Source organism: Mageeibacillus indolicus UPII9-5 (assembly GCF_000025225.2).
Classification (GTDB): Bacteria; Bacillota; Clostridia; order Saccharofermentanales; family Fastidiosipilaceae; genus Mageeibacillus; species Mageeibacillus indolicus.
In genome coordinates this window covers 204292-229928 of the sequence record NC_013895.2, presented here as the reverse complement: position 1 = coordinate 229928, position 25637 = coordinate 204292, and the positions used below count along the sequence as shown (strand labels likewise).

Sequence of the window (25637 nt, the reverse complement as noted above, 5' to 3'; positions counted from 1 at the left end):
GTCGGCGCGCTCATACTTTTTCCGGTTCGCCGGCTAATTCGTCGGGAAGGCCGCTTACTCTGATGGATGCAATAACTTGAGCTTCTAAGGGGCGATCTTGATAATCGGTAGAAGTCTCGGCAATTTTATCAACGGTTTCCATACCATCGGTGACTTGGCCGAATGCAGCATATTGCCCGTCCAAGTGGGGAGCTGCCGCATGCATGATGAAGAACTGTGAGCCGGCTGAATCGGGGGACATAGCTCGCGCCATCGACAAAACGCCACGGCTATGGCGCAAGTCGTTGGCAAAGCCGTTGCGGCTGAACTCACCTTTAATGTGGTAGCCGGGTCCGCCCATACCGGTTCCGTCCGGGCAACCACCCTGGATCATGAAACCTTTTATGACACGATGAAAAATCAACCCGTCGTAAAAGCCTTTGTTAGCCAAATAGGCAAAATTTCGTACCGTGTTAGGTGCTTTTTCCGGGTATAATTCGGCGGTAATCGTAGAACCGTTTTGCATAGTTATTGTCGCGATTGTCATATCAGTTTTCCTTTCGTATCTTTCTTATGAGTTTATAACAAATGTACGGCCTTACACTTAGTGTTTGCCTTAATGTTTCCCTTAATGTTTGGCCAGAGCATGGAGCAATTCATCCTTCATTCGCCACAGGCGAGGCGAGAGATCGACATAGTAGGTTTGCGGATTTTCGAAACGAAGTATACTGTCCCACAACTTTCCAACCTCGGCTCGACAATATGTGCGAATCTCTTGCATTGAGCGACGCTGGTAGACGCATTTCCCGTTAATAAAGATTGGTTGTAGCAAAGGTCGTGCCGTATAATTGGTCATAATTTTTGTTTTCCACGTGTGAAGTGGATCAAAAATTTCATAAGGTCCGTCTGATGGCAAAACTTCATCGACAACTGTAATTACGTCAGCCAAAGCATTCCCGGTCGTTTTGTCAAAGAAACGCCACACTTGCTTGTCACCCGGAGTGGTAATTTTTTCTGGATTTTCGGAAATTTTAAGCACCGGAATCTCTTTTTGTTCGCGGGCATACTCAACCAATTTATAAACTCCACCGAACACCGGCTCAGCTCTTGAGGTAATCAGTCGCTCGCCGACACCGAAAGCATCTATACAGGCCCCTTGACGTAGCAAGTCGCGGATAAGATATTCATCTAGAGCATTGCTAACCACAATTTTGCAGTCCTGCAACCCGGCCGCATCCAAGGCAGCACGTGTTTTTTTGGTCAAATAGGTAAGGTCACCGGAATCAATGCGAATTCCTTTTAGGCGTTTTCCCATCGGCTCAAGGACCTCTTTAGCAACCCTAATCGCATTCGGCAGGCCGCTTTGAAGTGTATTATATGTGTCAATCAGCAAAACTGTATTGTCAGGATAGGTTAAGGCATACGACTTGAAAGCGTTATACTCATCGCCGCACACCATGACGAAACTGTGGGCCATAGTTCCGGAGAGCGGGACATCAAAATACTGGCCGGCGATGGTGCAGGAAGTGCTGTCAACCCCGCCTATGTAAGCCGCCCGTGCACCAAGCACTGAAGCATCGCACCCTTGCGCCCGTCTTGCGCCGAATTCCATCACCGATCGTCCATTAGCCGCGCGGGCAATGCGGTTAGCTTTTGTTGCAATCAAAGTCTGATGATTAATCGTCAGCAGAAGCATCGTTTCCAACATTTGTGCCTGAATAATCGGGCCCCTTACCTTAACCAATGGTTCCCCCGGAAAAACAGGCGTACCTTCCGGTATCGCCCAAATATCGCACGAAAACTTGAACTCTTCCAAATATTTTAAAAACTCAGGAGTGAAATGGTGCAGGCTGCGCAAATATTCCAGGTCTTCAGGCAAAAAGCGCAAATTTTCCAAATAACTTATCGCCTGCTCAACCCCGGCCATAACAGCAAAACCACCGTTTTCCGGTACGCGCCGGAAATAAAGATCAAAAGTTCCTACTATGTTCTCGAGGCCTTGACTTAAATATGCCTGCGACATCGTCAACTCGTAGAAATCGGTAAGCATGGTTAAATTATCCGATTCATTCCAATTAAGTTGCATTCTTCATTTCCTCCTTGGCTTACTTGGTCAAAAATCTGCGGCTCATAAAATACTCGATCCAAGAATAAACCGCAGGCCGGTAGAGTTTTACCGGCTTCTGAGCGATGACCTGAGCGCAAAACTTCTCGTACATCTTGCGGGTTCAATTTATTCAGGCCAACATACAGCAAAGTGCCGGCAATTATTCTCACCATATTATACAAAAATCCGTTCCCACGGACAATTATACGCCAAATCGCTCCGCCGCAAATCGGATAGCTGACAAGATCGACGGAATAAACAGTCCGCACGGTAGATTTTACCTGCCCGCCGCTTGCCATAAAGCAGGCAAAATCATGGGTACCTTCTATGTATCCCGCAGCTTCTCGCATGGCCGCGGCACTTAGCGGTCGCGCTTCGCAACAGCTGTAGCGGGAGTAGAGGGCGTGGCGTAATTTGGTATTACAGATGTAATAGGAATATTGTTTGCCGCATGCATCAAAACGGGCATTAAAATCAAGCGGCATTTCTGTAGCCGCCTGCACGGCGATATCTTCAGGCAGCATAGCGTTGAGCGCCAAAGGGATGTTGGCTACGGGAATACTGCTGTCAAAGTGAAAGTTGCTTACATGCCCCCGAGCGTGGACGCCGGCATCCGTGCGAGAGCAACCGTTTACCAAGACGGATTTATGGCACAGTTTTTCCAATGCTTTTTGTAAATTTTCCTGAATAGTGGGCGCATTGGCTTGGATCTGCCAGCCGCCGTATGCGGTACCATCCCATTCGGTAAGAATAGCAATATTACGTTTCACTTGTCCTCCATCCGGCCTTACAATAATGTCAATATTTGTTTAAAATCACCAACACCAACCACTTCACATTAACTTTTTCCATGCTATCTCCAGCGCAATCATGCAGGCCGCAGCAACAACAAAACTGGCTGTCCACAGCCAATCGGCTTTTTTCATGCGCAAAGGATGGAGTTTGGTCCGACCGGCACCGCCGCTATAACATCTGGCCTCCATCGCCAAAGCCAAGTCAGCCGCACGTTTGAAGGCGGAAACGAATAAAGGAACTAGTACAGTTACCATACCGCGCAAGCGTGACCAAAGCCCTCCGGTATCGAAATCAGCTCCGCGCGCGGCCTGAGCCTTCATAATTTTGTCGGTTTCCGTCACCAGCGTCGGCACATAGCGAAGGGCTATCGACATTATCAGTGCAAGCTCATGGCCGGGAAAACCAAGGCGAATCAGTGGGTTCATCAACTTTTCCATGGCGTCGGCAACGGCAAGCGGAGTTGTGACCGCGGTCAACAATAGGGTACTCGTTATAACCAGATAAAACAGTCGGACGGCTACAATAACGGCAATGCTAAGTCCGGTGTCGGTTATCTTGAGTCCGTAGAATTGCCACAAAATGATGCCGCTGCCGGAAAACAAATTAAATATGAACGCCAAGCCGGCCAAAAACAGCACTGAACGCACGGATCGCGCCAGTTTACATAACGGTATACGTGAGCTTAGGCATAGAACAAAAAGAAAAACGCCATACGCCAAAAGTGCCGCGGACGTATGCAGGCAAAAAATGAGGATCATCATTCCTAAAGCGGCCAAAAACTTTACGCGCGGGTCGAGCCGATGTAAGCCGGAATTTCCCGTATAATAATTACCGATGGTAATTTGCATACACAGCCTCCTCATAGGCGATCAGATTGCGTACCACCGCTCCCGCACTGAAGCAGTTCTGGTCTAAGTCTTTGAAACGGCAACTCAGTTTCTGCATGAATTCAGTTGGTTGCGGAACGGTAATTCCGACAGCTGCCAGTTCGCTCGGTGAATTTTGGAACAAGGATTCAGGGGAAGCTAAATACTTTAATTTTCCTTGGACCATTACCAAAATGCGATCAGAAATTCTTGCAACATCTTCCATTGAATGGGATACAAAAACTATAGTTACGCCTCGGGCTCGCAGGTCAACAATCAGGTCCAGCATGGTTTCCCGTCCCCGAGGATCTAAGGCCGCGGCCGGTTCATCCAGAATTAGTACATCCGGGCGCATTGCCAAAACGCCAGCCATTGCTACCCGTCTTTTTTGCCCGCCTGACAATTCAAATGGCGATCGGGGCATAATGTCTTCGCTTAGCCCAACCAATTTGCTCGCTTCAGCAACCGCTGTTTTTATTTGTTCCGCCGACCACCCCAACTTTCCCGGGCCGTACGCAATGTCTTCCGCTACAGTATCAGCAAACAGTTGATGTTCCGGATATTGGAAAAGTAAGCCTACATGTGCTCTAATCCATTTGATATCTCGGCCTGTTTTTATGGCCCGGCCCATTACTTCCACAGTTCCGGAATCGGCACGCAGCAAGCCATTTAAATGTTGAATGAGGGTAGATTTCCCAGATCCGGTCTGGCCAATTACGCCGAGGATTTCCCCACGATATACGTCAAAACTGATGTCTTGAATCGCCGGGCGGGAGATTTCACCGTAATATGGATATTCATAAGTTAAGTCACGTACTTTTATAATGACCTCGCGTTCCGCTGCATGCTGCGTGATACCCGTGGTACAGGCACATAACTTACTATCGCGAGCTGCCTTGTAAACAGGACGTTTTAGCTGTGAAGATTCTGATTCGCCCGAATCCACATACTTTGCGCCTTCACGAATTTTTTTCAAACGTTCGGCCAAAAGATCGCCAACCGCCACAACTGCAGCCTCCGGATCAACCAAATCCGGCAAATACTCCCAGGCTTGTCCGCAAGCTCGCAGGTATTTTGCAGCAATGGCTGTCGGCAGAGGTACATCGAGCCCCAGCTCACGTAATAAGGCGACTCGCCCGAAAATTTCATTTGGCGTGCCCACGGCAACAATTTTCCCCTCATTCATCAACACAACAGTGTCTGCCAGAAGAGCTTCGTTCATATAATGCGTTATATTAAGAATAGTCAAATTATATTTGCGGCCCAATTCATCAGTCAGCGTGAGTATTTCACGGCGCGCCACCGGATCAAGCATGGAAGTGGCCTCATCTAAGATCAAAATGCGCGGTTCCATAGCAAAAACACCAGCAATTGCCAATTTTTGCTTCTGCCCGCCCGACAAGTCTGCCGGAGGTTTAGCAAGGGATGTAGCAAGCCCAACCATGCTTGCGCATTGCATCACCCGGCGCTGTATTTCAGACGATGGGATACCGAGATTTTCTGGGCCAAAAGCGATATCTTCTTCCACAGTAGTTCCAATTATTTGATTGTCTGGATTTTGAAAGACAATGCCACAAATGCGCCGCAATTTCCACAGGCCGGTTTCATCCCCGGAATCAAAACCGTCGACAATACATTTGCCTTTATTTGGCAATTCCAAGCCACTTATGATTTTAGCAAGAGTTGATTTTCCCGAACCATTGGCACCCAAAATGGCCACATGAGCCCCAGCCGTCAAAGCCAGTGAAAGATTTTTTATGGCTTGTACTTCACCGTCTCCGGTTACATATGAAAAATCAACTTGTTTTATGTCAATATATTTATTCATTCTTAATATGTTTTATCGGTAATATTGCAAAAAGAGGGGGAGCGGTTGCTCCCCCTCTTTAAATTGGTAAAAATTACAAAAGTTCCAAAACAGCCATCTCAGCCGCATCGCCCCGGCGAGTTCCGAGTTGAGTAATTCTGGTATAACCACCGGCACGAGTAGCGAATTTGGGAGCGATTTCATCAAACAGCTTATTAGCGGCGTTGACGTTCGCTTTTTTCGTTTCAGCCTTATTCAGCCATACCAAAGCTTGCTTACGAGCAGCCAAACGTGACGGATTGTCTACTTGAACAGACTTAGTCTTGGCTTCACGTACGACTACATCATATTTTTTGCCATTTTTGCTGGTCTTTGATTCCAAAACCTTTTTGCCCTTGGAATCAAGCTTTGCCGCAGAAACCACAATATCACGGGTGGTAAAATTATCTTTCTCTTTAACAGCCAAAGTGATCAACTTTTCAGCAATTTTTTGCACTTCTTTGGCACGGTGCAAGGTAGTTGTGACTTTTCCGTCAACTATCAGACCGGTAACCAAATTTTTTAAAATTGCTTTACGGAGATCTCCGGCCCGACCAAGTTTACGTTGTGCAGGCATTAGTTTTTCCTCCTAAAATTAACGCATTATACTTATTGTTCGTTTGTATCGCTTCCGGGAGCCAAGCTCAGTCCCATCTCATCAAGGATCTGGATTACCTCTTCCAGAGACTTCTTGCCGAGATTTCGAACTTTCATCATGTCATCTTCGCTCCGAATCACCAAATCGCCGATGACATTAATACCGGCACGTTTCAAACAGTTATAGGTACGAACAGAGAAGTTCATATCCTCAATTGCTGTTTCAAGTAATTCATTGCTTTCCCCAGATCCGTCATAACTGCGAGTCCCAGTACCAGTAGGTCCACCTTGCAAGTCGACGAAATATTGCAAGTGATCCATCAAGATATTGGCGGCATTGCTTACGGCGGTATCCGCAGCAATGGTTCGATCAGTCCATACCTCAAGGGTCAATTTATCAAAATCTGTGAATTGGCCGACACGGGTATTTTCGACGGAATAATTCACTTTTTTCACAGGTGTGAAAATCGAATCAACCGGAATAACCCCGATCGGTTGATTAGGCCATTTATTGCGCTCCGCACTGTTGTAACCGATACCGGAACATACAGTAAGTTCCATAAATAAACGGGCATCACCATTCAGCGTAGCAATCGGTTGTTCCGGATTCATTATCTGTACTTCTTCATCCGTAACAATATCACCGGCGGTAACAACACCTGTACGACCTTCCTCGGTATTGAGGTAAATTGTTTTTGGGCCGTCGGCATTGAGTTTAACACGAATACATTTAACATTTAAAATGATTTCGGTCATATCCTCGATTACGCCTTCTACTGTTGAAAACTCGTGGAATGCGCCCTCAACGCGAATAGCAGTAACCGCGGCTCCGGGGAGTGAAGACAGCAGGACACGCCGTAAGGAATTGCCCAATGTAACACCGTAGCCTCGATCCAGAGGCTCTACCACAAATTTACCATATGAACCATTTGACTCAAGAGCGACGGTCGAGATAACCGGTTTGTTTGTTTCAATCATATATTCCTCCTGAAGATTAGCTTGCTATGCAAGCCGGTGAACATTGGTAACCCTGTCGGTTATACTCTTCTTCTCTTCGGAGGTCGGCAACCATTGTGCGGAATAGGAGTGACATCCTTGATCATTGTCACTTCAAGGCCGGCTGCCTGTAAGGCACGTATAGCTGATTCACGTCCAGAACCGGGGCCTTTTACATATACTTCAACATTTTTCATACCGTGATCAGCAGCAGTTTTGGCCGCCTGTTCAGCAGCCATTTGAGCCGCGAACGGAGTTCCTTTACGCGAACCTTTCATGCCCATGCCACCGGCACTTGCCCACGAAATAGCGTTTCCAGCCGGATCGGTAATAGTTACAATGGTATTGTTAAAAGAAGAATGGATATGAGCTGCGCCGGATATGACATTCTTACGTTCTCTTTTCTTGGGACGAGCTGCCCCGCGTTTGACAGTTTTTGCCATATTTCAACCCTCCTTATTTCTTCTTATTGGCCATAGTGCGTTTCGGCCCTTTACGCGTTCTTGCATTTGTCTTAGTACGTTGACCGCGAACCGGCAAGCCCATGCGGTGACGACGACCACGATAGCAGCCGATTTCCGTCAAGCGCTTGATATTTAAAGCAACCTCACGTCGCAAGTCACCTTCAACTTTATATTGATTTTCCAATACATCTCTGATCTTCGCAATTTCGTCATCGCTCAGATCTTTAACCCGTGTATCCGGATTAAGACCACATTTTGCGATAATTTCGCCGGACAGAGTTCTGCCGATACCGTAAATATACGTAAGCGCAATTTCCAAACGCTTTTCATTCGGCAGGTCGACACCAGAAATACGTGCCATTCTACACCTCCATGTGTTTTATACGTCTGTTTTATCTATACAAACACGAGCGGGTCTCCGTTATACGGCAGCCGCACCCATCGTGCAATCATAATCAAACAGGGCTGAGTCATCAACCCTGTCTTTGTTTGTGTTTCGGGTCAGAGCAAATAACCATTACTTTGCCTTTACGTTTGATGATCTTACATTTTTCGCACATCGGTTTAACCGAGGGTCTTACTTTCATAATTTATACCTCCAATTCCGGAACACAGTTATAGCCAATAAGGCATATGCTGTAATATTATACCATTAAACCGTGATATTTCAAGAGTTCGTGTAAAATTCTTCCACTGAACGAATTATGCCTCCAGCGATCCGTGTTTCCAATTTGTTTTTATTTCGCGCGCCAGGTAATGCGGCCACGGGTTAAATCGTACGGGGAAAGCTCAAGAGTTACTTTGTCTCCCGGTAGAATCTTAATATAGTTTTGCCTTAGCTTTCCTGAAATATGAGCCAAAATTTGATGGCCGTTTTCCAGTTTTACTTTAAACATAGCATTGGGCAACGCATCAGACACGATTCCCTCTACTTCGATTACGTCTTCTTTGGACATAAATTCAACTGTCTCCTATCTTTGAGTAACTTACGTACTAGAGCATTTGCTTGGCGTCCTGCTTCAAGGTTTTTCGCCGCTTTCACGGCCTCCGCCAAATCTGCACTGAACCGATTCGCCGTCGCGATTTTTTGGCAATGCTTGAAATTTTTGAACTTCAGCTTATTGAAGCCGTGCCGTCGCCCGTCAACTAAAAGCATGCGTTCAGCTGTCACGTCAACTACCAAATACATCGTACCCTTGTCCGAGCCGGCCATGCTGCCGACAATATCACCTTTTTGCCAAGCCATAGGCTACTTTGTCAAAAGCATCGGTCCGTCAGCCATAATAGCAATCGAATTTTCGTAATGTGCTGCCGGTTTTCCGTCAACCGTAATGATCGCCCAATCGTCATCGGCAACATATACATGACGCTTACCCAAAGTCACCATAGGCTCGATGGCGATAACCATACCTTCCTGCAGGCGCAGACCGTGACCAGCTTTGCCGTAATTCGGGATGTCCGGGGCCTCATGCAAATCTCTGCCTATGCCGTGACCTGTAAGTTCGCGCACAATACCGTAGCCATGCTTTTCGATGTGATTTTGTATGGCCGCTTGAACGTCGCCTAAACGGCAACCCGGGCGGACATATTCCAGGCCTTTGAAAAATGACTCTTCCGTTACCCGTACCAATTCACGCACTTCCGGTCGCACATTGCCGACTAAATATGTACGAGCGGCATCGCTATTCCAACCGTCAAGAACTGCCCCAACATCAATTGTAATTATATCGCCGTCCCGCAAAATATCATTTTCCGAGGGAATTCCGTGAACCACAACTTCATTGATGGAAGCACAGATAGTACCGGGGAATGGCGGCTCGCCATAATTCAAAAATCCGGGCCTGGCTCCTTCACCCTCGATAATGCCGCGAGCAATGGTATCCAATGTTTTCGTTGATACACCAGGTTTTATCGCTTCTTGCATTGCCTCAAATACTTTAATCAGAATTTGTCCCGATTCCTTCATTTTGGCAATTTCGTCTTTTGTTTTTAAGTAAATTACATTACTGCTCATTTTTGCTCCAAATTTACCCGCTCGACGACTTGGCGAACGATTGAATCTATCGTTCCCGAGTTGTCGATATGAACAAGCTTCTTCCGCTCGGCATAGTAGTCGACCAAAGGAGCTGTCAATTCATGGTAAACAGCCAGCCGGCTGCTTATCACATCTGGTTGATCATCTTTACGCTGGATCAATTCGCCCTGACAATCACGGCATACCTTAGGCTCATCCGGTTTAAAGAAAGCAAGATTGTAGACTTCTCCGCAATTCACGCACACCCGACGCCCAGATAAACGGTTTTTGATGATGTCATCGGCAACATCCAAGGATAAAACATAATCAACAACTCGATCAAATGACGGCAACAGTAAATCGAACTTCTCGGCCTGATTTACAGTTCGGGGGAAGCCGTCGAAAATAATGCTTTCTTGCGGCGCAACTTTCTGCAAAAAATGCTCAATAAGTTTGACCGTCAATTCATCCGGTACCAATTGGCCGGCATTCATATACTCGACAATCTGCTGCCCTAAATGAGTTTTGTTCTTAATGTGGCTACGGAACAAATCTCCGGTTGAAACGTGCCTAAAAGGATACATTTTGCAGAGAGCCTCAGCAACAGTTCCTTTCCCCGACCCCGGAGGCCCCAAAAGAATGATAATCATACATGTTCCCTCATGGATTAGCCCTCCAAACATTAACGTAATGGAGGGCTGCATTTACCACCGTTATCTGTCAAGGAATCCTGCATAGTTTGAAGTCATCATCTGAGATTCGATTCTAGTCATCAAATCAATATTGACTCCGACCAAGATCAGAATAGATGTACCACCAAACCAAAGGGCTGAAGTATTGGTAGCCGAGCCTAGCAACAGGGGTACCAAAACCACGATGGTCTGGAACAGACCGTCAAACCAGCAGATCCGTTGTGAAGTTCTGCCGATATAATCACAAGTAGGACGTCCCGGCCGAATGCCCGGAATATAGCCACCGTTCTTTTGCAAATTATTGGCAATTTCCAGCGGATTGAACTGAATGGCCGTATAAAAGAACGTAAATCCAATTATCAACAGTGCCTGCAACACATAGTAGAATGGGCTGCTTCCCGGGTTGCGGAACCAATTGACCAGCCAATTGTTGGAATGCGAAAAGAAGAACGAAATCAGCATATTAGGCAATGACAACAACGACAAGGCGAAGATAATCGGCAAGACGCCGGATTGGTTAACCTTCAGTGGTAAATAGGTTGTTTGGCCACCGAATTGCTTTCTGCCAATAACACGCTTAGCGTAAGTTACAGGAATACGACGTTCAGCCAAGCTTACATAGGACACAAAGACAATAATCACTACGAAAGCAATTACCACCAACAACGCGAAGAACAATGCAATGTAGAAGTTGTTGGCTGCTGACCAGGCTTGAAAATACTGGAATAAGCCTGAAGTCATGTACGGAACCCGCGAAAGGATACCTGCATAGATCAGCAAGGATATACCGTTACCGACACCCCATTCGTTAATCTGCTCGCCAATCCACATGATTACAGCCGTACCTGCGGTAAATGACAAGATAACCACGAAAGCGTTGAGCACACTCGGCATTACAGTCGAAGCGGCTGAGCGAGTGGCATACCAGAAAGCTACTGACTGTATCAAACCAAGACCGATGGTCACATAACGAACAATGGACTGCATCTTCTTGCGGCCAGTCTCGCCTTCCTTTTGCAAGTTTTGCAACGAAGGTAAAACTACCGTCATCAGCTGAATGATAATTGATGAGTTGATGTATGGCGTAATTCCCATCGCGAATATAGAAGCCGCTTTGAGCGCACCACCTGAGATAATGTTCATCATGGAGCCGATTTGGCCGAAACGATCAATCAGATGGCTGAAGAGTTGGCGGTCAATACCCGGAACCGGGATATTGCCCCCTACTCTAAACAATATAATCATCCCAATGGTGAAGATGATACGCTTGCGCATATCACCGACATTAAACGCTTTACGCAGAGTTTCTATAACATATTTCATGGATTAGACCTCCTCCGCGTTTCCACCGACCTTCTCTATTTTTTCTTTAGCCTGAGCAGTGAATTTCGCCGCCTTTACAGTCAGCTTTTTGGTCAATTCACCGGAGCCGAGAATTTTTATGCCGTCATTTTGTTTGCCAAAAGAAACAACACCGGCCGCTTTAAGTGCTGCAGCGTCAACGACTGCGCCGTCTTCAAATTTTTCTAAACGGCTCAGCGGAACGGTTACATAATGTGCGGCAAAGCGTTTGTTGTTAAACCCACGCTTAGGCAAGCGGCGATATAAGGGCATCTGGCCACCTTCAAATCCGGGACGAACACCGCCGCCGGAACGGGCTTTTTGGCCTTTATGGCCGCGTCCGGAAGTCTTTCCGTTACCGGATCCTGCTCCTCTGCCCTTACGATATGCCGGGGTGTTGGATCCCGGAGCAGCTTTGAATTCGTTAAGTTTCATTGCTTTACCCCCTCAGATTTCTTCACATTTGACCATGTGGGCAATGCGCGTAACCATTCCACGAATGGCGGCGTTATTTTCTTGCTCAACTGTTTGGCCAATCTTGCGTAAGCCTAAGGCGCGAACCGTCCTTACTTGGAAATCCTGTGCCTTATTTGTGCTTTTGATTAAAGTGATTTTCAATTTGCTCATGATAACCTCCCTTAAACAATTTCAGCAACTGATTTGCCGCGCAATTCGGCAACAGCTTTGGGGGAACGCAATGAACGCAACCCTTCCATTGCTGCATTTACCATGTTATTCGTATTGTTGGAACCCATTGACTTGGCACGGATATCCTTAATTCCTGCTGCTTCCAATACTGCACGTACCGGACCTCCGGCGATAACGCCGGTACCAATGCGAGCCGGCTTCAGGAGAACTTTGCCTGCACCGAAAGCGCCGATCGCTTCATGCGGAATGGTTGTTCCGGACAGCGGAATTTGAATAAGGTTCTTTTTGGCGTCTTCAATACCTTTACGGATAGCATCAGGAATTTCAGCCGCTTTGCCCAAACCTTTTCCAACGTGGCCGTTGCCGTCTCCGACGATTACCAACGCTGTGAAGCGAAAGTTACGGCCGCCCTTAACCGTTTTGGACACACGGCCAATGTGGATGACCTTCTCTTCGAGTTCAAGTGATTTAATATCGATCATATGTCTCCTCCCTTAAAAGTTCAATCCGGCTTCGCGGGCTGCTTCAGCTAATGCCGCTACACGGCCGTGGTAAACATACCCACCACGATCGAAAACAACATCTTCAATTCCGGCTGCTTTAGCTCTCTCAGCGACAAGCGCACCGACTGCTTTTGCCGCGGCAATGTTACCGCCGTATTCAACCTTAGCTTCTTTGTCAAGGGATGAAGCACTGACCAGAGTCTTTCCGGAAACATCATCAATAACTTGGGCATAAATATGTGCCAAGCTGCGGAATACCGCCAAACGCGGGCACTCAGCGGTTCCCGATATTTTGGCACGTACCCGGTCATGCTTACGAAGGCGAATTTCTCTTCTGTTTATCTTATTTATCATAATTCACACCTCACCTTATTTGCCCTTGGCCCCGGTCTTACCTTCCTTCAGATGCAAGGTCTCGAAATCATACTTGATTCCTTTGCCCTTATAAGCATCAGGTAAGCGCTTGGCACGGATCTTGGCGGCAACTTCGCCAACTAATTGTTTGTCACTACCTTTGACAACGATTGAATTGGGCTGAGGCACTTCTATAGTGATACCGGCCGGTTCTTCCATTTCAACCGCATGTGAATAGCCGATGTTCAGGACCAATTTTTTCCCTGATTTACCGGCCTTAAAGCCGATACCGTTAATTTCCAATTTCTTTTGGAAACCAGTGGTAAGACCAATCACCATATTATTGATGAGTGAACGGGTCAAACCGTGTAAGGCACGATGTTCTTTATCATCAGAGGGGCGTTCAACAATAACTTGTTTTCCCTCTACTTTGACAGTAATATCTCGCGGGATTTTCTGAGTCAAAGTTTCTTTTCCATTTGTTACCTCGACAACACCATCATTTACCTTAACGGTGATGTTTGCCGGTACGTCGATTGGTTTTCTTCCAATACGTGACATATTTTCCTCCTGCTCTTTAGATTATGGGACGAACCCTTTTCAGAGTTAAAATTACCAAATATAGGCGAGTACTTCGCCGCCGATGCCGAGCTTTCTGGCAGCTTTATCGGTCATCAAGCCTTTGGAAGTCGAAACAACGGCAATACCTAAGCCACCAAGTACACGCGGCATTTCATCAGCGCCAGCGTAAACACGCAAACCTGGTTTGGAAATTCTTTTGAGTCCGGTAATTACCGGTTTTTTGCCCGCATAACGCAAGGTCAAACGAATAATTCCCTGCTTGCCATCTTCAACAACTTCAAATTTAGTTATGTAACCTTCGTTCAGCAAAATATCCGCAATCGACTTCTTGATATTTGAAGCCGGTATTTCCACTTGCGTATGATTGGTCGAAGCCGCGTTGCGGATTCGGGTCAGCATATCAGCGATAGCATCTGTAATCTGCATAAAATTCCTCCTTTAACGGCTTACCAACTGGCTTTTTTCACGCCGGGAATCTCGCCCTTGTAGGCTAATTCACGGAAACAAAGACGGCAGATACCGTATTTGCGAATATAGGCATGTGGTCTTCCGCAGATTTTGCAACGGTTATAAGCACGAGTGCTGAATTTCGGCGTTTTCTGTGCTTTAAGAATCATAGATTTTTTTGCCATAAAACTTCTCCTCCGGCTTATTGTGCAAAGGGCATTCCGAAAAGCTTCAGCAATTCGCGGCCCTCTTCATCGGTCTTCGCGGTAGTAACCATGATAATATCCATACCGCGGATCTTATCAATCTTGTCATAGTCAATTTCCGGAAAGATCAGTTGTTCTTTCATACCGACTGCATAATTTCCACGCCCGTCAAAAGAGTTGGCGCTCAATCCACGGAAGTCACGGACACGAGGTACGGCAACATTGATGAAGCGATCGAGGAACTCATACATTCTCTCACCACGCAATGTTACCTTGCACCCGATATTCATGCCTTCTCTTAACTTAAACGCCGCTATGGATTTGCGAGCTTTAGTGATAACGGCTTTTTGGCCGGTAATTATCCCTAAATCACGTGCAGCATTCTCAACCGCCTTGGAATTTTCATGAACATCGGAACAGCCAACGTTTATCACGATTTTTTCCAGCTTGGGAATTTCCATAATTGAATTATACTGGAACTTTTCACGCAAGGCAGGAAGTATTTCACTAACATATTTATCTTTCAGTCTGGACATAAATTCCTCCTTAGCGTTTAAATTCATCAGTTCCGTACTCGACGTGTTCGCCGCATGCTTTGCACACACGAACAATGCCGTTTTCGGTAACTACGGTTTTGACCTTAGTCGGTTTTTTGCACTTATCGCAAACTAACATAACGTTAGAAGCGTCAATTGTGCCTTCACGATGCTCGATTCCGCCTTGTTGCATACGAGCGGACGGCTTTCTGTGCTTAGTGACCATGTTAATACCTTCGACGGTAATGCGATTTGTCTTCGCGTCAACGCTGAGCACTTTACCGGTTTTGGACCGATCCTTGCCACTGAGCACATAAACAAAATCATCTTTTTTTACATGTACTTTTGCCATGTTCTCCTCCTTAAAGTACTTCCGGTGCTAAAGACAGAATCTTCATGTAATCACGCTCACGTAACTCACGAGCGATTGGCCCGAAAATACGCGTTCCTTGAGGGTTCTTATCGTCTTTAATCAAAACAGCTGCGTTCTCATCAAATTTGATATACGAACCGTCGTTGCGGCGCAAACCTTTTTTGCTGCGAACGATAACAGCCTTTACTACATCACCTTTTTTCACTACACCACCGGGAGCAGCATCTTTAACTGAACAGATAATAACATCACCGATATTGGCGAATTTGCGCCATGAGCCGCCCATTACTTTGATGCACATCAGTTCTCTGGCCCCGGTGTTATCTGCAGATTTGAGGATTGTTTGAACTTGAATCATAAATTAACCTCCTTTTGCATTAACGCCAATTATTTCGCCTTTTCGACAATGTTTACTAAGCGCCAACGTTTATCTTTTGATAATGGACGAGTTTCCATGATTCTGACACGGTCACCCTCTTGGCACTCGTTGTTCTCGTCATGCGCCTTGAACTTAACAGTTCTGGTAACAAATTTCTTGTACAGCGGGTGTTTAACTTTCTCAGTAACACTCACGACAATGGTCTTGTCCATTTTGTCGGAGGTTACCATGCCAACGCGTTGTTTACGCAGATTTCTTTCCAATGCCATGTTGTTCCTCCTTATTTATCAGCATTCAGCTCGAATTGACGCAAAACGGTACATACTCTAGCAATGTCACGTTTTACCGTGCGGATTTGAACCGGATTCTCCAACTGCTTTGTAGCATGACGGAATCTCAGTTTGAAGAGCTGCTCTTTTAAAGCTGCGAGCTCCTGCTCTAATTCTTCTTTTGATTGCTTACGTAAATCTTCAGCTTTCATTGTGCAGCGACCTCCTTTTTAACAATTCTTGTCTTGCATGGCAGTTTATGAGATGCCAAACGCAATGCTTCTTTTGCGTCTTCATCAGACACACCGGCAACTTCAAACAGAATTCTTCCCGGTTTGACAACTGCTACCCAGAATTCAGGCGAACCTTTACCTGAACCCATCCGAACCTCAGCAGGCTTTTTGGTAACCGGTTTGTGCGGGAAAATCTTTATCCACACTTTACCGCCTCTCTTGAGGTGACGGTTGATAGCAATACGAGCGGACTCAATCTGATTGGACTTGATCCAGCAAGGCTCCAAGGCCTCGAGGCCGTACTCGCCATAAGAAACGAAGTTACCGCGAGTAGCCTTACCGGTCATACGACCGCGATGAACTCTTCTATATTTAACTCTTTTCGGGAGTAACATCAGGCCTGACCTCCTTTTTTAGTTTCTTGCTTTTTGGCGGCTAAAACTTCACCTTTGTAAATCCAAACTTTAACGCCAAGGCGGCCATAAGTGGTATCGGCCTCAGCGAAACCGTATTTGATGTCAGCGCGCAAAGTTTGAAGTGGGATGGTACCGTCGTGATAGTGCTCAGTACGGGCAATTTCTGCCCCACCTATACGACCACTTACCTGAGTTTTAATTCCTTTTGCTCCGGTCTTCATGGCGCGACCCATCGCTTGTTTCATCGCCCGACGGAAGCTAATACGTTTTTCCAGTTGAGCGGCAATATTTTCCGCAACCAATTGAGCATCGGTGTCAACACCTTTTACTTCCAAGACGTTGATGAAGAAATTGATGCCAAACTCCGCCAAAAGTTTTTTCTTGAGAGCTTCGATACCGGCGCCCTTGGCTCCGATAATGATGCCCGGTTTAGCCGTGTGAATAGTAATTTCCGTGCGGTCATCGCCCTTACGTTCAATTTCAATGCTTGAAACACCGGCTACATAACACTCTTTTTTAACGAACTTACGAATACTGTTGTCTTGTACCAGATAACGACTGAAATCTTTCTTATCGGCATACCATCTGGTATTCCAGTCTCTAATTACGCCGACGCGAAAGCCGTTAGGATTAACTTTTTGACCCATGATGTCCTCCTTACTTTTTCTCTTTAAGGACTACTGTTACGTGTGAAGTCCTTTTGTTAATCCGGTTGGCGCTGCCGCGGGCACGGGGCATAATCCGCTTGAGAACAGGACCCGGATTGGCAAAACAGGAAGTTACATACAGATTGTCACTGTTAAGCTCGTTATTATTAACGGCGTTCGCCTCAGCTGACTTTAACAATTTAGTTAAAACAACCGAAGCAGCTTTAGGTGTGTACTGCAAAATCGCCAAAGCTTCGTTTAAAGACTTGTTCTTAATCAGCTTTATAACGATGTTAACCTTCCGCGGGGCAATACGAACATTTTTGGCCGTGGCCAAGCCTTGATCCTTACCGATTCCTAAAACCTTTCGTTCCTTCTTAGTGAGCAAAGGAGCTTTGCGGGATTTGGATCTGGCGGTGTTATATTTTGCGAGAATTTCATCGCGATTGTTGAGCATATAATCTTTGCTCATAACTTTCTTTTCCAATTATTTTTCCTCCTCTCAAAACCCTATTTGCCCGAAGACTTATCTGAACCGGCGTGACCTTTGAAGGTTCTGGTAGGAGCGAATTCACCGAGCTTGTGACCGACCATATCCTCAGTTACATATACCGGAACATGTTTTTTCCCGTCATGAACAGCGATCGTATGTCCTACCATCTCGGGGAAGATGGTAGATGCCCGTGACCAGGTTTTTACGACATTTTTTTCATTACGGCTGTTCATGTCGTTGATTTTTTTCATCAAGGATTCTTCAACGAAGTAACCCTTTTTAACTGATCTACTCATTTAGTCATCCTCCCTTATTTTCTTCTCTTAACAATATACTTATTAGACAGCTTCTTGTGCTTGCGTGTCTTTTTACCCAAGGTCGGAACGCCCCAGGGGGTTACAGGACCCGGCAGACCGACAGGTGACTTACCTTCACCACCACCATGGGGGTGATCGTTCGGGTTCATAACAACACCACGGACGGTCGGACGAACGCCAAGATGACGTTTACGACCGGCTTTACCGAGTTTAACGTTTTCGTGTTCGGAATTACCGACAGTTCCGATTGTGGCACGGCAAAGAACAGACACCATTCTAACTTCACCAGAAGGCAGACGAACTTGTGCAAAGCCGTTTTCTTTAGCCATCAGTTGTGCAACTCCACCGGCGGTACGCACCATTTGGGCACCTTTGCCGGGTTTCATTTCAATGTTGTGTATTTCCGTACCTACCGGAATGTTATCCAAAGGAAGGCTATTGCCCGGCAGGATATCAGCTTCTACGCCGCTCATGATTTTATGGCCAACCTTTAGCCCTTGTGGAGCCAAGATGTAACGGCGTTCGCCGTCAGCATACAGCAGCAGAGCCAAATGTGCGGTACGGTTCGGATCGTACTCTAGTGCCTCAACCTTGGCCGGAACATTGTCTTTATTGCGTTTCCAGTCGATTAGACGGATTTTTCTGCGGTTTCCGCCGCCGATGTGGCGAACGGTTATTCTTCCATATGAGTTACGACCACCGCTTTTGCTTTTGGTTGCCGTAAGTTTCTTCTCCGGTTTTTTCTTGGTCAACTGAGAAAAATCAGCGACTGACATATTACGTCTGGCAGGAGAAGTAGGATTATAGCTTTTTACTGGCATATTTCTCACTCCTTATCAATGACCGTTATTGCATGAAGCCGAAATCTTCAATTGAGGTCTTATACTTCTTACTATTAGTGGAAAGTTTGCCACCTTTTACTAAGAAGCTATCATCCTTGGGTTCGATATCGATTTTTACCGTCGCTTTCTTCCAAGCGGAGGTTGTACCGACGTGAACTCCAACACGTTTGGTTTTACCGTCATAGTTAGCTGTATTGACGCTCAAAACTTTCACTTCGAAAAGCTGTTCGACGGCTTGACGGATTTCGGGTTTGGTCGCAGTCTTAGCTACTACAAAAGCGTAGCGGCCATTTGCGGCATCCATAGAAGTACGTTCCGTAATAATCGGCTTAATGATGATATCTTGTGGGGTTCTCATTACGCATACACCTCCTGGATTTTCTCTACTGCCGCCTTGGAAATCAACAGTACTTCGTTCTTTAACAAATCGAATACATTGATCGTGTTGGCACGAGACAGCTGTACCTTGGCGATATTGCGGGCCGCCAATTCCAAATTGACGTTCTTCTCGTTTTCTACAACGAGCACGCGATCGGTAACGTTTAATTTCTTGAGAGCTGTTACAAAATTCTTTGTTTTTGCTTCAGCCAGTTCAAAGTTCTCAACCACGATCAGCTGTTTTTCCTGCAACTTCGTCGACAAAGCGGATTTAATCGCCAGACGGCGAACCTTTTTGGATACAGTGTAGTGATAGTCTCTCGGTTTTGGCCCGAAGATAATTCCGCCGCCTACATATTGTGCCGAGCGAGTTGAACCGTGACGTGCGCGACCGGTTCCTTTTTGACGCCAAGGACGCTTGCCGCCACCACTAACTTCACTTCTGGTCTTGGTGGATCCGGTGCCTTGACGGCGATTTGCCAATTGGTTTTTTACAACCTGATGCATAACCGATTGATTGGGTTCTATGCCGAAAACGGCGTCGGAAAGCTCAATCTGACCGATTACGGCACCATCGAGGTTATATACATCAACTTTTGCCATTAGAATGCTCCTCCTTCACCGTTATTTTGCTTTGACGGTTTCTTTGATCGAAAGATAACCGCCGCGTGGGCCGGGAACTGCCCCCTTCAATGCGATAATATTGCGTTCACCGTCAACAAGGACGACGTCCAAATTTTGCACTGTAACGTTAACATTGCCCATCTGTCCCGGCATTTTCTTGCCTTTAAACACACGGCCAGGCCAAGTGTTAGGACCCATTGAACCGACACGGCGATGGTATTTGGAACCGTGTGCCTGCGGACCGCCCTTTTGGCCATGACGTTTCACGTTACCTTGGTAGCCTTTACCTTTGGATACACCGCTGACGTCTACCCGATCTCCTACTGCAAAGAAATCGCTGACTTTCAACTCTTGTCCGGCAGCAAACTCATTGTTTTCGGCAACTACGAATTCCTTCAGGAAACGCTTAGGGCTGATGCCCGCTTTTTTGAATTGACCAAGATCCGGTTTATTAACTGCAGTTTCTTTTTTATCTGCGAAACCGACCTTTACGGCGCTGTAACCGTCAACCTCAACTGTTTTCTTTTGAACGACTTGCACCGGACCGCACTCAATGACGGTAACCGGAACCGCTACGCCGTTTTCATCGAACAGTTGGGTCATTCCTGCTTTTCTTCCAAGCATGAACTTTTCCATTTATCTATACCTCCATGGTTATTGGTTCGCCTTTAAAGGTGGCGAACTTGACCCGCCGGCATTTGCCGGATAATAAAGCTGATTAGAGCTTAATTTCAATGTTTACACCGGCCGGAATGTCCAATTTCATCAGAGATTCAACCGTTTTTTGATTAGGTGCCAAAACATCAATCAGGCGTTTGTGGATCCGCAATTCGAATTGTTCGCGGGCGTCCTTGTGTTTATGCGGCGAACGCAGAATTGTCGTAATTTCTTTCTCAGTTGGAAGCGGGATAGGGCCGGACACGCTTGCTCCGGTGCCTTTTGCCGTATCAACGATTCGTGCCGCGCTCTGATCAAGCAAATTGTGGTCGAACGCTTTAAGTCTGATTCTAATCTTTTGATTTACTGCCATTTTTTCCTCCTATGGGTTTCTGCTCCCAACAACCTCGCCGGGCGTTTCTTATTGCCGCATGATAAAACCCGGTCGTCCTTTCCTTAGGAAAGCAGCCCCGGGCTATATTAGCAATCTCGGCTGCGTTTTGGGGCGTCGGATTCCTGATCCGGCTTCTCAATTGAAGTTACCTGATTCGTACGCAGAGCTGAATCAGCAATCTCCAATATCATCGATGTACAAAACGTACTTGCCCATTTTATATCTTTTTCTTGGTTTTGTCCAGTAGGCTTTTGAAAAAATTTTGTTCGGTAACCACGCAATTTGGCGCAGGGTTAGCTTAAACGCACTTGATGCTTCATTTCAAATCTTTCTCTATCAGTTAAAATAAATACAATTGTATCGATAAAAGCCAAAAGGATAGAAAGTCCTCCAACAAAAAGCAAGCAGAAATATAATACTCCTTTGCCGCTCCGGCCAAGATAAAACCAATGTGCACCCAAGCCACCTAAGAAAAATGCTAATAATATGGCTGCCAGCTTGCTTTTTTGTGGCCACATCGGGTAGGCACCGTAGCCGTAGCCGTAGCCGACACCAGGGGCTGTTGGTCCGCCGCCGAAGTTTTGCTGAATAACAATTTGTGGCTGTCCTTGGCTACCTGCACCTGTATATGTAGCTCCATTAGTAAAGCCGGCTTGTTGTCCTTGCGATTGTTGAGATTGTGGTTGCCAAGTCTGCTGTCTCGCATTGGGAGAAAACCGTTCGCCGCAATAGCGACATTCAACCTCGCCTACGCCTATTGAAGCACCGCATTGAGGACATCTGTTAACGTTCATGACTATACCTCCAAATAATAGTCGCACTGCCTGTCACGCAAATCTAGCGCAAGTCGCGTACACTCAGGTTCTTATCTTTGCATCTCATGTCGGGTCACCCTGTCCAGGCTCGTTCGTTTCACCACCAACCTTCTTGCCGCATTCGGGGCAGAATTTAGCTGTCTTACTAAGCTTAGCTCCACATTCGCAAAACGCTGATACCGCAACAACCTTAGTTCCACACTCAGCACAAAATTTGGCTTTGGGTGGCAGCTTAGCTCCGCAAGTGGTGCAAAAGGCTGATTTCCCCGGGTCAAGCGGATTGCCAACTCTTTTTTGCATTGCCGCGCCAAGGTTGAGTGCCGCACCGAGGCCAAGTCCGCCAGCAACAAAAGCTCCTGCTGTTCCGCCTTTGTTATTGGCTGCACCCTCATACACATCAAGCGCACGCTTAGTCAAGTAACGTTCTTCACCCATGATTTCAAAAGCTGCCCGATCTTCTAAAAGCTTATTAATTTGAGCAAAATCTTCATCCGGGAAATTGATTGATTCGATAAAAAAGTTGACCACTGTCATGCCGTAAGTCAAGAAACTGGAGCTTATTTGTTCCTTGACTTTTGCCGAAATGGCTTCAAGTTGAGTTGAAATATCCAGAGCGGAAATTTTGGCTTCTATTATCGCCCCGGCGATGGCCGCCTTGACCTTAATCACCAAAATACCGCGGTAATACTCATTTATTTTATCAATTTTTACCAAGTCGCCGAACGGTATGGCCCCAACGAGTTGAGAGAAAAACTCTTTGGCATCAACAATTCTCATACCCATTTGCCCGAAAGCGCGAACTCTCAGTTTTACATGATATTTAGGATCAATAAGCTGTATCGGGTCGCTCGTTCCCCAGTGTACATCCAGCTTTACCAAAGTATTAATAAAATAAACTTCGACACTGAAAGGAGTTCGTCCGCCGTAGGGAAGGTTGACCAGAGCCTTTAAAATTGGCAAGTTTTCGCTCGTTAAAGTATAGGCCCCGGGGGAAAACATGTCCGCAATGGCACCGCCGCGTACCAAAATCGCTACCTGCCCCTGTTGAACAATCAAACGAGTACCGTACACCAATTCATCTGAAGGGAATTTATATACCAGCCAATCACGGTTTCTCAAGCCATCAAAACGTACAACATCAATTATTGCCATATAGTGTTTCGCCTCATTACGGTCTTTAAGTTAATTAAAAAAATACAGAAAATTATTTATGAATTTATTATGATTATTTTTTAACAATACGTCAAGTTCCGGATTTTTTGAGCTTGTTTGGTGCGACCGACCGTGCAGGCAAAATCATCCAGGCGCAAAAAATCCCCCTCACAAAGATTGTGGGGAGGATTTGGTGCAACTGAATCTTTCACTCGAACGAATGAAAAATCGGTTATTTTATTCTTCTGCGGCGGCCGGAATCAGCTGTGGCAAGATGGCTGAAGTCGGACATTTATTGACACAGGTCATGCAGCCAGTGCATTTTGTGATGTCAATAACCGCATGGTTGTCAACAATTTCAATCGCTTTCTGCGGGCAGCTGCGCACGCAAGCACCACAAGCAATACATGCGGTTTTGCAGGCTTTTCTCGCTGTCGGTCCCTTGTCTTGGTTGTTGCAATATACGGTTGCCTTTTTCTCTTCACGTGGGAACATTTTGATGATTTTTTGCGGGCAAACGGAAACGCATTTTTTGCAACCTTTGCACATGTCGGAGCGAATAACCGCCAAATTATCAATAACCCGAATAGCATCAAACGGGCAAGCGGCCGCACAGTCGCCCAATCCAAGGCAGCCAAAATCACAGGCCCCGGGACCGTGGCTAACTAAAGACATTGCGGCACATGTTTGTATGCCTGCATAGTCAAAAGCCTTATTCATGTTGTTGCAATTACCTTGGCAAAGTACCTGAGCACATTCCGGCTTTACAGACCCGGCCGCGGTACCCATGCAGGCAGCAACTAACTTAGCAACTTTCGCTCCGCCAGGCGCACACAAACCGCAGTTGACTTCTTTTCCGGAAGCCAAGGCAGCTGCATATCCAGCACAGCCGGAAAAACCACACGCACCGCAGTTAGCACCGGGCAGGATTTCCACCAGCTCGGCCGCTTTAGGATCTTCTTTCACTGCGAGGAAATACGAAGCCACAGCAATGCCCAATCCGAGTAAAATGCCAAGCGCAGCAACCAGAATAACGGCTAACAAAACTGGGTGAAGAGCCAAAACTGAAACACTAATTAATCCGTTCATAATTCTTCCCCCTTTATTTGAAAATATTATCGATAATTCCGGCAAAGCCTAGGAAAGCCATAGAAACAAATGATGCTGAGATCAGAACGATCGGCAGGCCTTGCAAGAATTTGGGCGGATTAGTCGTCTCAAGATGTCTTCTGACTCCGGCGAAAATGAACAGAGCAAGCATGAATCCGACACCCGCACCGAAGGAATTGACCAGAGATTGAACATAGCCGTAGCTTTCTTTCAAATTCAACAAAACAACACCCAACACGGCACAGTTGGTGGTGATCAACGGCAAATATATGCCCAAAGCCTGGTAAAGAGGCGGCATGAATTTTTTTAGGACGATTTCTACTACCTGAACCAAGGCGGCAATGACCAAAATAAAGACCAGTGTTTGGAGATAGGTCATGTGGAATTGTTCCAGAATGTATTGATTAATCGGGAAAGTAACCGCCGTAGCCAGCACCATGACGAAAATAACTGCTACGCTCATGCCCATGGCGGTTTCCAATTTTTTGGAAACGCCAAGGAATGGGCAAATGCCTAGGAATTGCGCCAAAACGAAGTTTTTGGTCAAAATGGCAGTAAATAAAATGAATAGCAACGAGGTAGACATTTACTTTGCCTCCTTTTCTTCTGATTTAACTGGCGTAGCCGGAGCAGATGCACTTTCAGGAGCTTTTGCTTCACGGGAAACAGTAGGAGCAGGTGTAGCAGCTGAGGTGACCGTTTCGTTAGTGGGGCGAGTTGTTTGGGCTGCAGTTACGGCCTCTGTAGCAGCCGGTGCGGCAGGTTTGGCCGCGGCAGGATCAGTCGGCGCGGCAGGTTTGGCCGCGGCAGGAGCGGCAGCAGCACCGATCGGCTTAGCCGCAGCCGGACGCACCGGTTTGGCCGGTTTCGGTGCCAAAGCTTCGACACCTTTACCGCCGGTGGCGGAACATATTGTACTCAAAGGACAGCTATAGCAATCTAGAGAAGCTTTAGGTTTTCCCTTCTTTTCCGCCAAGTGATTAGCCAAGGCCATCAATATACCGAAAGCAAAGAAACCGCCGGGAGCTAAGCCGAGAACAGCAATCGGCTCGATACCGCCGACTAAAATGCTGTGCCCCAGAACGGAGCCAGCACCCAAGATTTCGCGGAACAGACCCATGCAGAGCAGAGCACAAGTAAAACCGATACCCATGCCCAATCCATCAATTGCCGAAGCAAGAACGCCGTGTTTACCGGCGAAAGCCTCTGCACGGCCGAGGATAATGCAGTTAACAACGATAAGTGGCAAATAAATACCAAGTTGTTTATCTATGGCCGGCACATAAGCCTTAACCAACATCTGAACAATCGACACGAAAGTAGCGATGATTACGATATATGCCGGGATACGGACTTTGTCAGGAATAAGTTTACGCAGTGCCGAAATAACCGTATTTGAGCAAACCAGAACGATGGCTGCCGCCATTCCCATACCGAAAGCGCTCTCCACGCTAGTTGTAGTTGCCAAAGTCGGGCAAGTACCGAGAACCAAGCGCAATACAGGATTTTCGCGAATAATACCTTTGGTAAATTCCGCTTTTAGACTTATTTTACCTTCAGACATA

Annotated in this window: 41 protein-coding genes; all 41 read right to left on the bottom strand. The window is 46.5% G+C overall.

The window, feature by feature from the left end; genetic code table 11:
- Positions 1-10: 10 nt before the first annotated feature.
- Complete coding sequence (locus HMPREF0868_RS01085) at positions 11-526, bottom strand: peptidylprolyl isomerase (RefSeq protein ID WP_012992863.1); 516 nt, start codon at positions 524-526, stop codon at positions 11-13.
- 81 nt (positions 527-607) lie between these two features.
- Complete coding sequence (locus HMPREF0868_RS01080; RefSeq protein WP_012992862.1) at positions 608-2065, bottom strand: nicotinate phosphoribosyltransferase; 1458 nt, start codon at positions 2063-2065, stop codon at positions 608-610.
- Positions 2032-2856, bottom strand: a complete 825-nt coding sequence (gene truA, locus HMPREF0868_RS01075) for a tRNA pseudouridine(38-40) synthase TruA (protein ID WP_012992861.1) — start codon at positions 2854-2856, stop codon at positions 2032-2034. The genes HMPREF0868_RS01080 and truA overlap by 34 nt, the downstream gene beginning before the upstream one ends.
- Before the next feature lie 63 nt (positions 2857-2919).
- Positions 2920-3729 (bottom strand): energy-coupling factor transporter transmembrane component T family protein, encoded by an 810-nt coding sequence (locus tag HMPREF0868_RS01070; RefSeq protein WP_012992860.1) that lies wholly within the window; start codon positions 3727-3729, stop codon positions 2920-2922.
- A complete protein-coding gene (locus HMPREF0868_RS01065) occupies positions 3710-5575 on the bottom strand; it encodes an energy-coupling factor transporter ATPase (RefSeq protein WP_012992859.1) in 1866 nt (621 codons plus the stop codon). Before HMPREF0868_RS01065 ends, HMPREF0868_RS01070 begins: the two co-directional genes overlap by 20 nt.
- A gap of 73 nt (positions 5576-5648) precedes the next feature.
- Positions 5649-6170 carry a bL17 family ribosomal protein gene (locus HMPREF0868_RS01060; RefSeq protein WP_012992858.1) on the bottom strand — a complete coding sequence of 174 codons (522 nt, stop codon included), beginning with the start codon at positions 6168-6170 and terminating at the stop codon, positions 5649-5651.
- A gap of 32 nt (positions 6171-6202) precedes the next feature.
- Positions 6203-7168 (bottom strand): DNA-directed RNA polymerase subunit alpha, encoded by a 966-nt coding sequence (locus HMPREF0868_RS01055; protein WP_012992857.1) that lies wholly within the window; start codon positions 7166-7168, stop codon positions 6203-6205.
- A gap of 59 nt (positions 7169-7227) precedes the next feature.
- A complete protein-coding gene (rpsK, locus tag HMPREF0868_RS01050) occupies positions 7228-7629 on the bottom strand; it encodes a 30S ribosomal protein S11 (protein ID WP_012992856.1) in 402 nt (133 codons plus the stop codon).
- 13 nt (positions 7630-7642) lie between these two features.
- Positions 7643-8011, bottom strand: coding sequence for a 30S ribosomal protein S13 (rpsM, locus tag HMPREF0868_RS01045; RefSeq protein ID WP_012992855.1), 369 nt, complete (start codon positions 8009-8011; stop codon positions 7643-7645).
- 112 nt (positions 8012-8123) lie between these two features.
- On the bottom strand, positions 8124-8237 hold the full coding sequence (gene rpmJ / locus HMPREF0868_RS01040; RefSeq protein WP_012992854.1) for a 50S ribosomal protein L36: 114 nt from the start codon (positions 8235-8237) through the stop codon (positions 8124-8126).
- 150 nt (positions 8238-8387) lie between these two features.
- The gene (infA, locus tag HMPREF0868_RS01035; protein WP_012992853.1) at positions 8388-8606 is read right to left on the bottom strand and encodes a translation initiation factor IF-1; all 219 of its coding nucleotides are present in this window, start codon (positions 8604-8606) and stop codon (positions 8388-8390) included.
- Entirely contained in the window at positions 8588-8896 is a 309-nt protein-coding gene (locus tag HMPREF0868_RS01030) for a KOW domain-containing RNA-binding protein (protein ID WP_012992852.1), read from the bottom strand. Before HMPREF0868_RS01030 ends, infA begins: the two co-directional genes overlap by 19 nt.
- Positions 8897-8899: 3 nt before the next feature.
- On the bottom strand, positions 8900-9664 hold the full coding sequence (map, locus tag HMPREF0868_RS01025; protein WP_012992851.1) for a type I methionyl aminopeptidase: 765 nt from the start codon (positions 9662-9664) through the stop codon (positions 8900-8902).
- Positions 9661-10314 carry an adenylate kinase gene (locus tag HMPREF0868_RS01020; RefSeq protein WP_012992850.1) on the bottom strand — a complete coding sequence of 218 codons (654 nt, stop codon included), beginning with the start codon at positions 10312-10314 and terminating at the stop codon, positions 9661-9663. Before HMPREF0868_RS01020 ends, map begins: the two co-directional genes overlap by 4 nt.
- 63 nt (positions 10315-10377) lie before the next feature.
- A complete protein-coding gene (gene secY, locus HMPREF0868_RS01015) occupies positions 10378-11679 on the bottom strand; it encodes a preprotein translocase subunit SecY (protein ID WP_012992849.1) in 1302 nt (433 codons plus the stop codon).
- A 3-nt stretch (positions 11680-11682) separates the two neighbouring features.
- A complete protein-coding gene (rplO, locus tag HMPREF0868_RS01010) occupies positions 11683-12132 on the bottom strand; it encodes a 50S ribosomal protein L15 (protein ID WP_012992848.1) in 450 nt (149 codons plus the stop codon).
- Between the two features lie 12 nt (positions 12133-12144).
- Positions 12145-12324, bottom strand: coding sequence for a 50S ribosomal protein L30 (gene rpmD / locus HMPREF0868_RS01005; protein ID WP_012992847.1), 180 nt, complete (start codon positions 12322-12324; stop codon positions 12145-12147).
- A gap of 11 nt (positions 12325-12335) precedes the next feature.
- Positions 12336-12827: a 30S ribosomal protein S5 gene (gene rpsE, locus HMPREF0868_RS01000; protein WP_012992846.1), complete on the bottom strand. Its 492-nt coding sequence runs from the start codon at positions 12825-12827 to the stop codon at positions 12336-12338.
- Positions 12828-12839: 12 nt separating this feature from the next.
- The gene (gene rplR / locus HMPREF0868_RS00995; protein WP_012992845.1) at positions 12840-13202 is read right to left on the bottom strand and encodes a 50S ribosomal protein L18; all 363 of its coding nucleotides are present in this window, start codon (positions 13200-13202) and stop codon (positions 12840-12842) included.
- Positions 13203-13217: 15 nt separating this feature from the next.
- Complete coding sequence (gene rplF / locus HMPREF0868_RS00990; RefSeq protein WP_012992844.1) at positions 13218-13763, bottom strand: 50S ribosomal protein L6; 546 nt, start codon at positions 13761-13763, stop codon at positions 13218-13220.
- A 51-nt stretch (positions 13764-13814) separates the two neighbouring features.
- A complete protein-coding gene (rpsH, locus tag HMPREF0868_RS00985; RefSeq protein ID WP_012992843.1) occupies positions 13815-14210 on the bottom strand; it encodes a 30S ribosomal protein S8 in 396 nt (131 codons plus the stop codon).
- A gap of 20 nt (positions 14211-14230) precedes the next feature.
- A complete protein-coding gene (locus HMPREF0868_RS00980) occupies positions 14231-14416 on the bottom strand; it encodes a type Z 30S ribosomal protein S14 (RefSeq protein ID WP_012992842.1) in 186 nt (61 codons plus the stop codon).
- 17 nt (positions 14417-14433) lie between these two features.
- Complete coding sequence (gene rplE / locus HMPREF0868_RS00975) at positions 14434-14973, bottom strand: 50S ribosomal protein L5 (RefSeq protein ID WP_012992841.1); 540 nt, start codon at positions 14971-14973, stop codon at positions 14434-14436.
- Between the two features lie 10 nt (positions 14974-14983).
- Complete coding sequence (gene rplX / locus HMPREF0868_RS00970; protein ID WP_012992840.1) at positions 14984-15325, bottom strand: 50S ribosomal protein L24; 342 nt, start codon at positions 15323-15325, stop codon at positions 14984-14986.
- Positions 15326-15335: 10 nt separating this feature from the next.
- Positions 15336-15704 carry a 50S ribosomal protein L14 gene (gene rplN / locus HMPREF0868_RS00965; RefSeq protein ID WP_012992839.1) on the bottom strand — a complete coding sequence of 123 codons (369 nt, stop codon included), beginning with the start codon at positions 15702-15704 and terminating at the stop codon, positions 15336-15338.
- Positions 15705-15733: 29 nt separating this feature from the next.
- The gene (gene rpsQ / locus HMPREF0868_RS00960) at positions 15734-15994 is read right to left on the bottom strand and encodes a 30S ribosomal protein S17 (RefSeq protein ID WP_012992838.1); all 261 of its coding nucleotides are present in this window, start codon (positions 15992-15994) and stop codon (positions 15734-15736) included.
- An 11-nt stretch (positions 15995-16005) separates the two neighbouring features.
- Entirely contained in the window at positions 16006-16206 is a 201-nt protein-coding gene (gene rpmC / locus HMPREF0868_RS00955) for a 50S ribosomal protein L29 (RefSeq protein WP_012992837.1), read from the bottom strand.
- A complete protein-coding gene (gene rplP, locus HMPREF0868_RS00950) occupies positions 16203-16622 on the bottom strand; it encodes a 50S ribosomal protein L16 (protein ID WP_012992836.1) in 420 nt (139 codons plus the stop codon). The genes rpmC and rplP overlap by 4 nt, the downstream gene beginning before the upstream one ends.
- On the bottom strand, positions 16622-17290 hold the full coding sequence (rpsC, locus tag HMPREF0868_RS00945; RefSeq protein ID WP_012992835.1) for a 30S ribosomal protein S3: 669 nt from the start codon (positions 17288-17290) through the stop codon (positions 16622-16624). Before rpsC ends, rplP begins: the two co-directional genes overlap by 1 nt.
- A 10-nt stretch (positions 17291-17300) precedes the next feature.
- Positions 17301-17777: a 50S ribosomal protein L22 gene (gene rplV / locus HMPREF0868_RS00940; protein WP_012992834.1), complete on the bottom strand. Its 477-nt coding sequence runs from the start codon at positions 17775-17777 to the stop codon at positions 17301-17303.
- Positions 17778-17800: 23 nt separating this feature from the next.
- Positions 17801-18079: a 30S ribosomal protein S19 gene (rpsS, locus tag HMPREF0868_RS00935; protein WP_012992833.1), complete on the bottom strand. Its 279-nt coding sequence runs from the start codon at positions 18077-18079 to the stop codon at positions 17801-17803.
- A gap of 14 nt (positions 18080-18093) precedes the next feature.
- Entirely contained in the window at positions 18094-18921 is an 828-nt protein-coding gene (rplB, locus tag HMPREF0868_RS00930; protein WP_012992832.1) for a 50S ribosomal protein L2, read from the bottom strand.
- Positions 18922-18946: 25 nt separating this feature from the next.
- The gene (gene rplW / locus HMPREF0868_RS00925; RefSeq protein ID WP_012992831.1) at positions 18947-19300 is read right to left on the bottom strand and encodes a 50S ribosomal protein L23; all 354 of its coding nucleotides are present in this window, start codon (positions 19298-19300) and stop codon (positions 18947-18949) included.
- Positions 19300-19923, bottom strand: a complete 624-nt coding sequence (gene rplD, locus HMPREF0868_RS00920; protein ID WP_012992830.1) for a 50S ribosomal protein L4 — start codon at positions 19921-19923, stop codon at positions 19300-19302. Before rplD ends, rplW begins: the two co-directional genes overlap by 1 nt.
- A gap of 21 nt (positions 19924-19944) precedes the next feature.
- Entirely contained in the window at positions 19945-20580 is a 636-nt protein-coding gene (rplC, locus tag HMPREF0868_RS00915; protein WP_012992829.1) for a 50S ribosomal protein L3, read from the bottom strand.
- Positions 20581-20662: 82 nt separating this feature from the next.
- Positions 20663-20974 (bottom strand): 30S ribosomal protein S10, encoded by a 312-nt coding sequence (gene rpsJ / locus HMPREF0868_RS00910; RefSeq protein WP_012992828.1) that lies wholly within the window; start codon positions 20972-20974, stop codon positions 20663-20665.
- 314 nt (positions 20975-21288) lie between these two features.
- Positions 21289-21789, bottom strand: a complete 501-nt coding sequence (locus HMPREF0868_RS00905) for a TM2 domain-containing protein (protein ID WP_012992827.1) — start codon at positions 21787-21789, stop codon at positions 21289-21291.
- 84 nt (positions 21790-21873) lie between these two features.
- Entirely contained in the window at positions 21874-22962 is a 1089-nt protein-coding gene (locus HMPREF0868_RS00900) for an SPFH domain-containing protein (RefSeq protein WP_012992826.1), read from the bottom strand.
- Between the two features lie 237 nt (positions 22963-23199).
- Positions 23200-24051: an RnfABCDGE type electron transport complex subunit B gene (locus HMPREF0868_RS00895; RefSeq protein WP_012992825.1), complete on the bottom strand. Its 852-nt coding sequence runs from the start codon at positions 24049-24051 to the stop codon at positions 23200-23202.
- 13 nt (positions 24052-24064) lie between these two features.
- Positions 24065-24658, bottom strand: coding sequence for an electron transport complex protein RnfA (locus tag HMPREF0868_RS00890; RefSeq protein ID WP_012992824.1), 594 nt, complete (start codon positions 24656-24658; stop codon positions 24065-24067).
- Entirely contained in the window at positions 24659-25636 is a 978-nt protein-coding gene (gene rsxE, locus HMPREF0868_RS08615; protein WP_012992823.1) for an electron transport complex subunit RsxE, read from the bottom strand.
- Position 25637 lies beyond the last annotated feature (1 nt).

Excerpts from the sequence above, each read along its gene's own strand:
- rpsH (WP_012992843.1), bottom strand. The coding sequence starts at position 14,210 with ATGCAGATTACAGATGCTATCGCTGATATGCTGACCCGAATCCGCAAC.
- rplD (WP_012992830.1), bottom strand. The coding sequence starts at position 19,923 with ATGGCAAAAGTTGATGTATATAACCTCGATGGTGCCGTAATCGGTCAG.
- rpsS (WP_012992833.1), bottom strand. The coding sequence starts at position 18,079 with ATGAGTAGATCAGTTAAAAAGGGTTACTTCGTTGAAGAATCCTTGATG.
- rpsJ (WP_012992828.1), bottom strand. The coding sequence starts at position 20,974 with ATGGCAGTAAATCAAAAGATTAGAATCAGACTTAAAGCGTTCGACCAC.
- rplP (WP_012992836.1), bottom strand. The coding sequence starts at position 16,622 with ATGTTACTCCCGAAAAGAGTTAAATATAGAAGAGTTCATCGCGGTCGT.
- map (WP_012992851.1), bottom strand. The coding sequence starts at position 9,664 with ATGAGCAGTAATGTAATTTACTTAAAAACAAAAGACGAAATTGCCAAA.
- rplF (WP_012992844.1), bottom strand. The coding sequence starts at position 13,763 with ATGTCACGTATTGGAAGAAAACCAATCGACGTACCGGCAAACATCACC.
- HMPREF0868_RS00905 (WP_012992827.1), bottom strand. The coding sequence starts at position 21,789 with ATGAACGTTAACAGATGTCCTCAATGCGGTGCTTCAATAGGCGTAGGC.
- rplC (WP_012992829.1), bottom strand. The coding sequence starts at position 20,580 with ATGGAAAAGTTCATGCTTGGAAGAAAAGCAGGAATGACCCAACTGTTC.
- rpmJ (WP_012992854.1), bottom strand. The coding sequence starts at position 8,237 with ATGAAAGTAAGACCCTCGGTTAAACCGATGTGCGAAAAATGTAAGATC.
- rpsC (WP_012992835.1), bottom strand. The coding sequence starts at position 17,290 with ATGGGTCAAAAAGTTAATCCTAACGGCTTTCGCGTCGGCGTAATTAGA.
- rplO (WP_012992848.1), bottom strand. The coding sequence starts at position 12,132 with ATGAAACTTAACGAATTCAAAGCTGCTCCGGGATCCAACACCCCGGCA.
- rplR (WP_012992845.1), bottom strand. The coding sequence starts at position 13,202 with ATGATAAATAAGATAAACAGAAGAGAAATTCGCCTTCGTAAGCATGAC.
- rplE (WP_012992841.1), bottom strand. The coding sequence starts at position 14,973 with ATGTCCAGACTGAAAGATAAATATGTTAGTGAAATACTTCCTGCCTTG.
- rplW (WP_012992831.1), bottom strand. The coding sequence starts at position 19,300 with ATGAGAACCCCACAAGATATCATCATTAAGCCGATTATTACGGAACGT.
- rpsQ (WP_012992838.1), bottom strand. The coding sequence starts at position 15,994 with ATGGCATTGGAAAGAAATCTGCGTAAACAACGCGTTGGCATGGTAACC.
- HMPREF0868_RS01070 (WP_012992860.1), bottom strand. The coding sequence starts at position 3,729 with ATGCAAATTACCATCGGTAATTATTATACGGGAAATTCCGGCTTACAT.
- HMPREF0868_RS01080 (WP_012992862.1), bottom strand. The coding sequence starts at position 2,065 with ATGCAACTTAATTGGAATGAATCGGATAATTTAACCATGCTTACCGAT.
- rpsE (WP_012992846.1), bottom strand. The coding sequence starts at position 12,827 with ATGATCGATATTAAATCACTTGAACTCGAAGAGAAGGTCATCCACATT.
- HMPREF0868_RS01055 (WP_012992857.1), bottom strand. The coding sequence starts at position 7,168 with ATGATTGAAACAAACAAACCGGTTATCTCGACCGTCGCTCTTGAGTCA.
- rplX (WP_012992840.1), bottom strand. The coding sequence starts at position 15,325 with ATGGCAAAAGTACATGTAAAAAAAGATGATTTTGTTTATGTGCTCAGT.
- HMPREF0868_RS01060 (WP_012992858.1), bottom strand. The coding sequence starts at position 6,170 with ATGCCTGCACAACGTAAACTTGGTCGGGCCGGAGATCTCCGTAAAGCA.
- HMPREF0868_RS00895 (WP_012992825.1), bottom strand. The coding sequence starts at position 24,051 with ATGAACGGATTAATTAGTGTTTCAGTTTTGGCTCTTCACCCAGTTTTG.
- HMPREF0868_RS00980 (WP_012992842.1), bottom strand. The coding sequence starts at position 14,416 with ATGGCAAAAAAATCTATGATTCTTAAAGCACAGAAAACGCCGAAATTC.
- rplB (WP_012992832.1), bottom strand. The coding sequence starts at position 18,921 with ATGCCAGTAAAAAGCTATAATCCTACTTCTCCTGCCAGACGTAATATG.
- HMPREF0868_RS01085 (WP_012992863.1), bottom strand. The coding sequence starts at position 526 with ATGACAATCGCGACAATAACTATGCAAAACGGTTCTACGATTACCGCC.
- HMPREF0868_RS01030 (WP_012992852.1), bottom strand. The coding sequence starts at position 8,896 with ATGGCTTGGCAAAAAGGTGATATTGTCGGCAGCATGGCCGGCTCGGAC.
- rpsK (WP_012992856.1), bottom strand. The coding sequence starts at position 7,629 with ATGGCAAAAACTGTCAAACGCGGGGCAGCTCGTCCCAAGAAAAGAGAA.
- HMPREF0868_RS01020 (WP_012992850.1), bottom strand. The coding sequence starts at position 10,314 with ATGATTATCATTCTTTTGGGGCCTCCGGGGTCGGGGAAAGGAACTGTT.
- secY (WP_012992849.1), bottom strand. The coding sequence starts at position 11,679 with ATGAAATATGTTATAGAAACTCTGCGTAAAGCGTTTAATGTCGGTGAT.
- rsxE (WP_012992823.1), bottom strand. The coding sequence starts at position 25,636 with ATGTCTGAAGGTAAAATAAGTCTAAAAGCGGAATTTACCAAAGGTATT.
- rplN (WP_012992839.1), bottom strand. The coding sequence starts at position 15,704 with ATGATTCAAGTTCAAACAATCCTCAAATCTGCAGATAACACCGGGGCC.
- rpmD (WP_012992847.1), bottom strand. The coding sequence starts at position 12,324 with ATGAGCAAATTGAAAATCACTTTAATCAAAAGCACAAATAAGGCACAG.
- rpsM (WP_012992855.1), bottom strand. The coding sequence starts at position 8,011 with ATGGCACGTATTTCTGGTGTCGACCTGCCGAATGAAAAGCGTTTGGAA.
- rpmC (WP_012992837.1), bottom strand. The coding sequence starts at position 16,206 with ATGAAAGCTGAAGATTTACGTAAGCAATCAAAAGAAGAATTAGAGCAG.
- HMPREF0868_RS00890 (WP_012992824.1), bottom strand. The coding sequence starts at position 24,658 with ATGTCTACCTCGTTGCTATTCATTTTATTTACTGCCATTTTGACCAAA.
- HMPREF0868_RS01065 (WP_012992859.1), bottom strand. The coding sequence starts at position 5,575 with ATGAATAAATATATTGACATAAAACAAGTTGATTTTTCATATGTAACC.
- infA (WP_012992853.1), bottom strand. The coding sequence starts at position 8,606 with ATGTCCAAAGAAGACGTAATCGAAGTAGAGGGAATCGTGTCTGATGCG.
- HMPREF0868_RS00900 (WP_012992826.1), bottom strand. The coding sequence starts at position 22,962 with ATGGCAATAATTGATGTTGTACGTTTTGATGGCTTGAGAAACCGTGAT.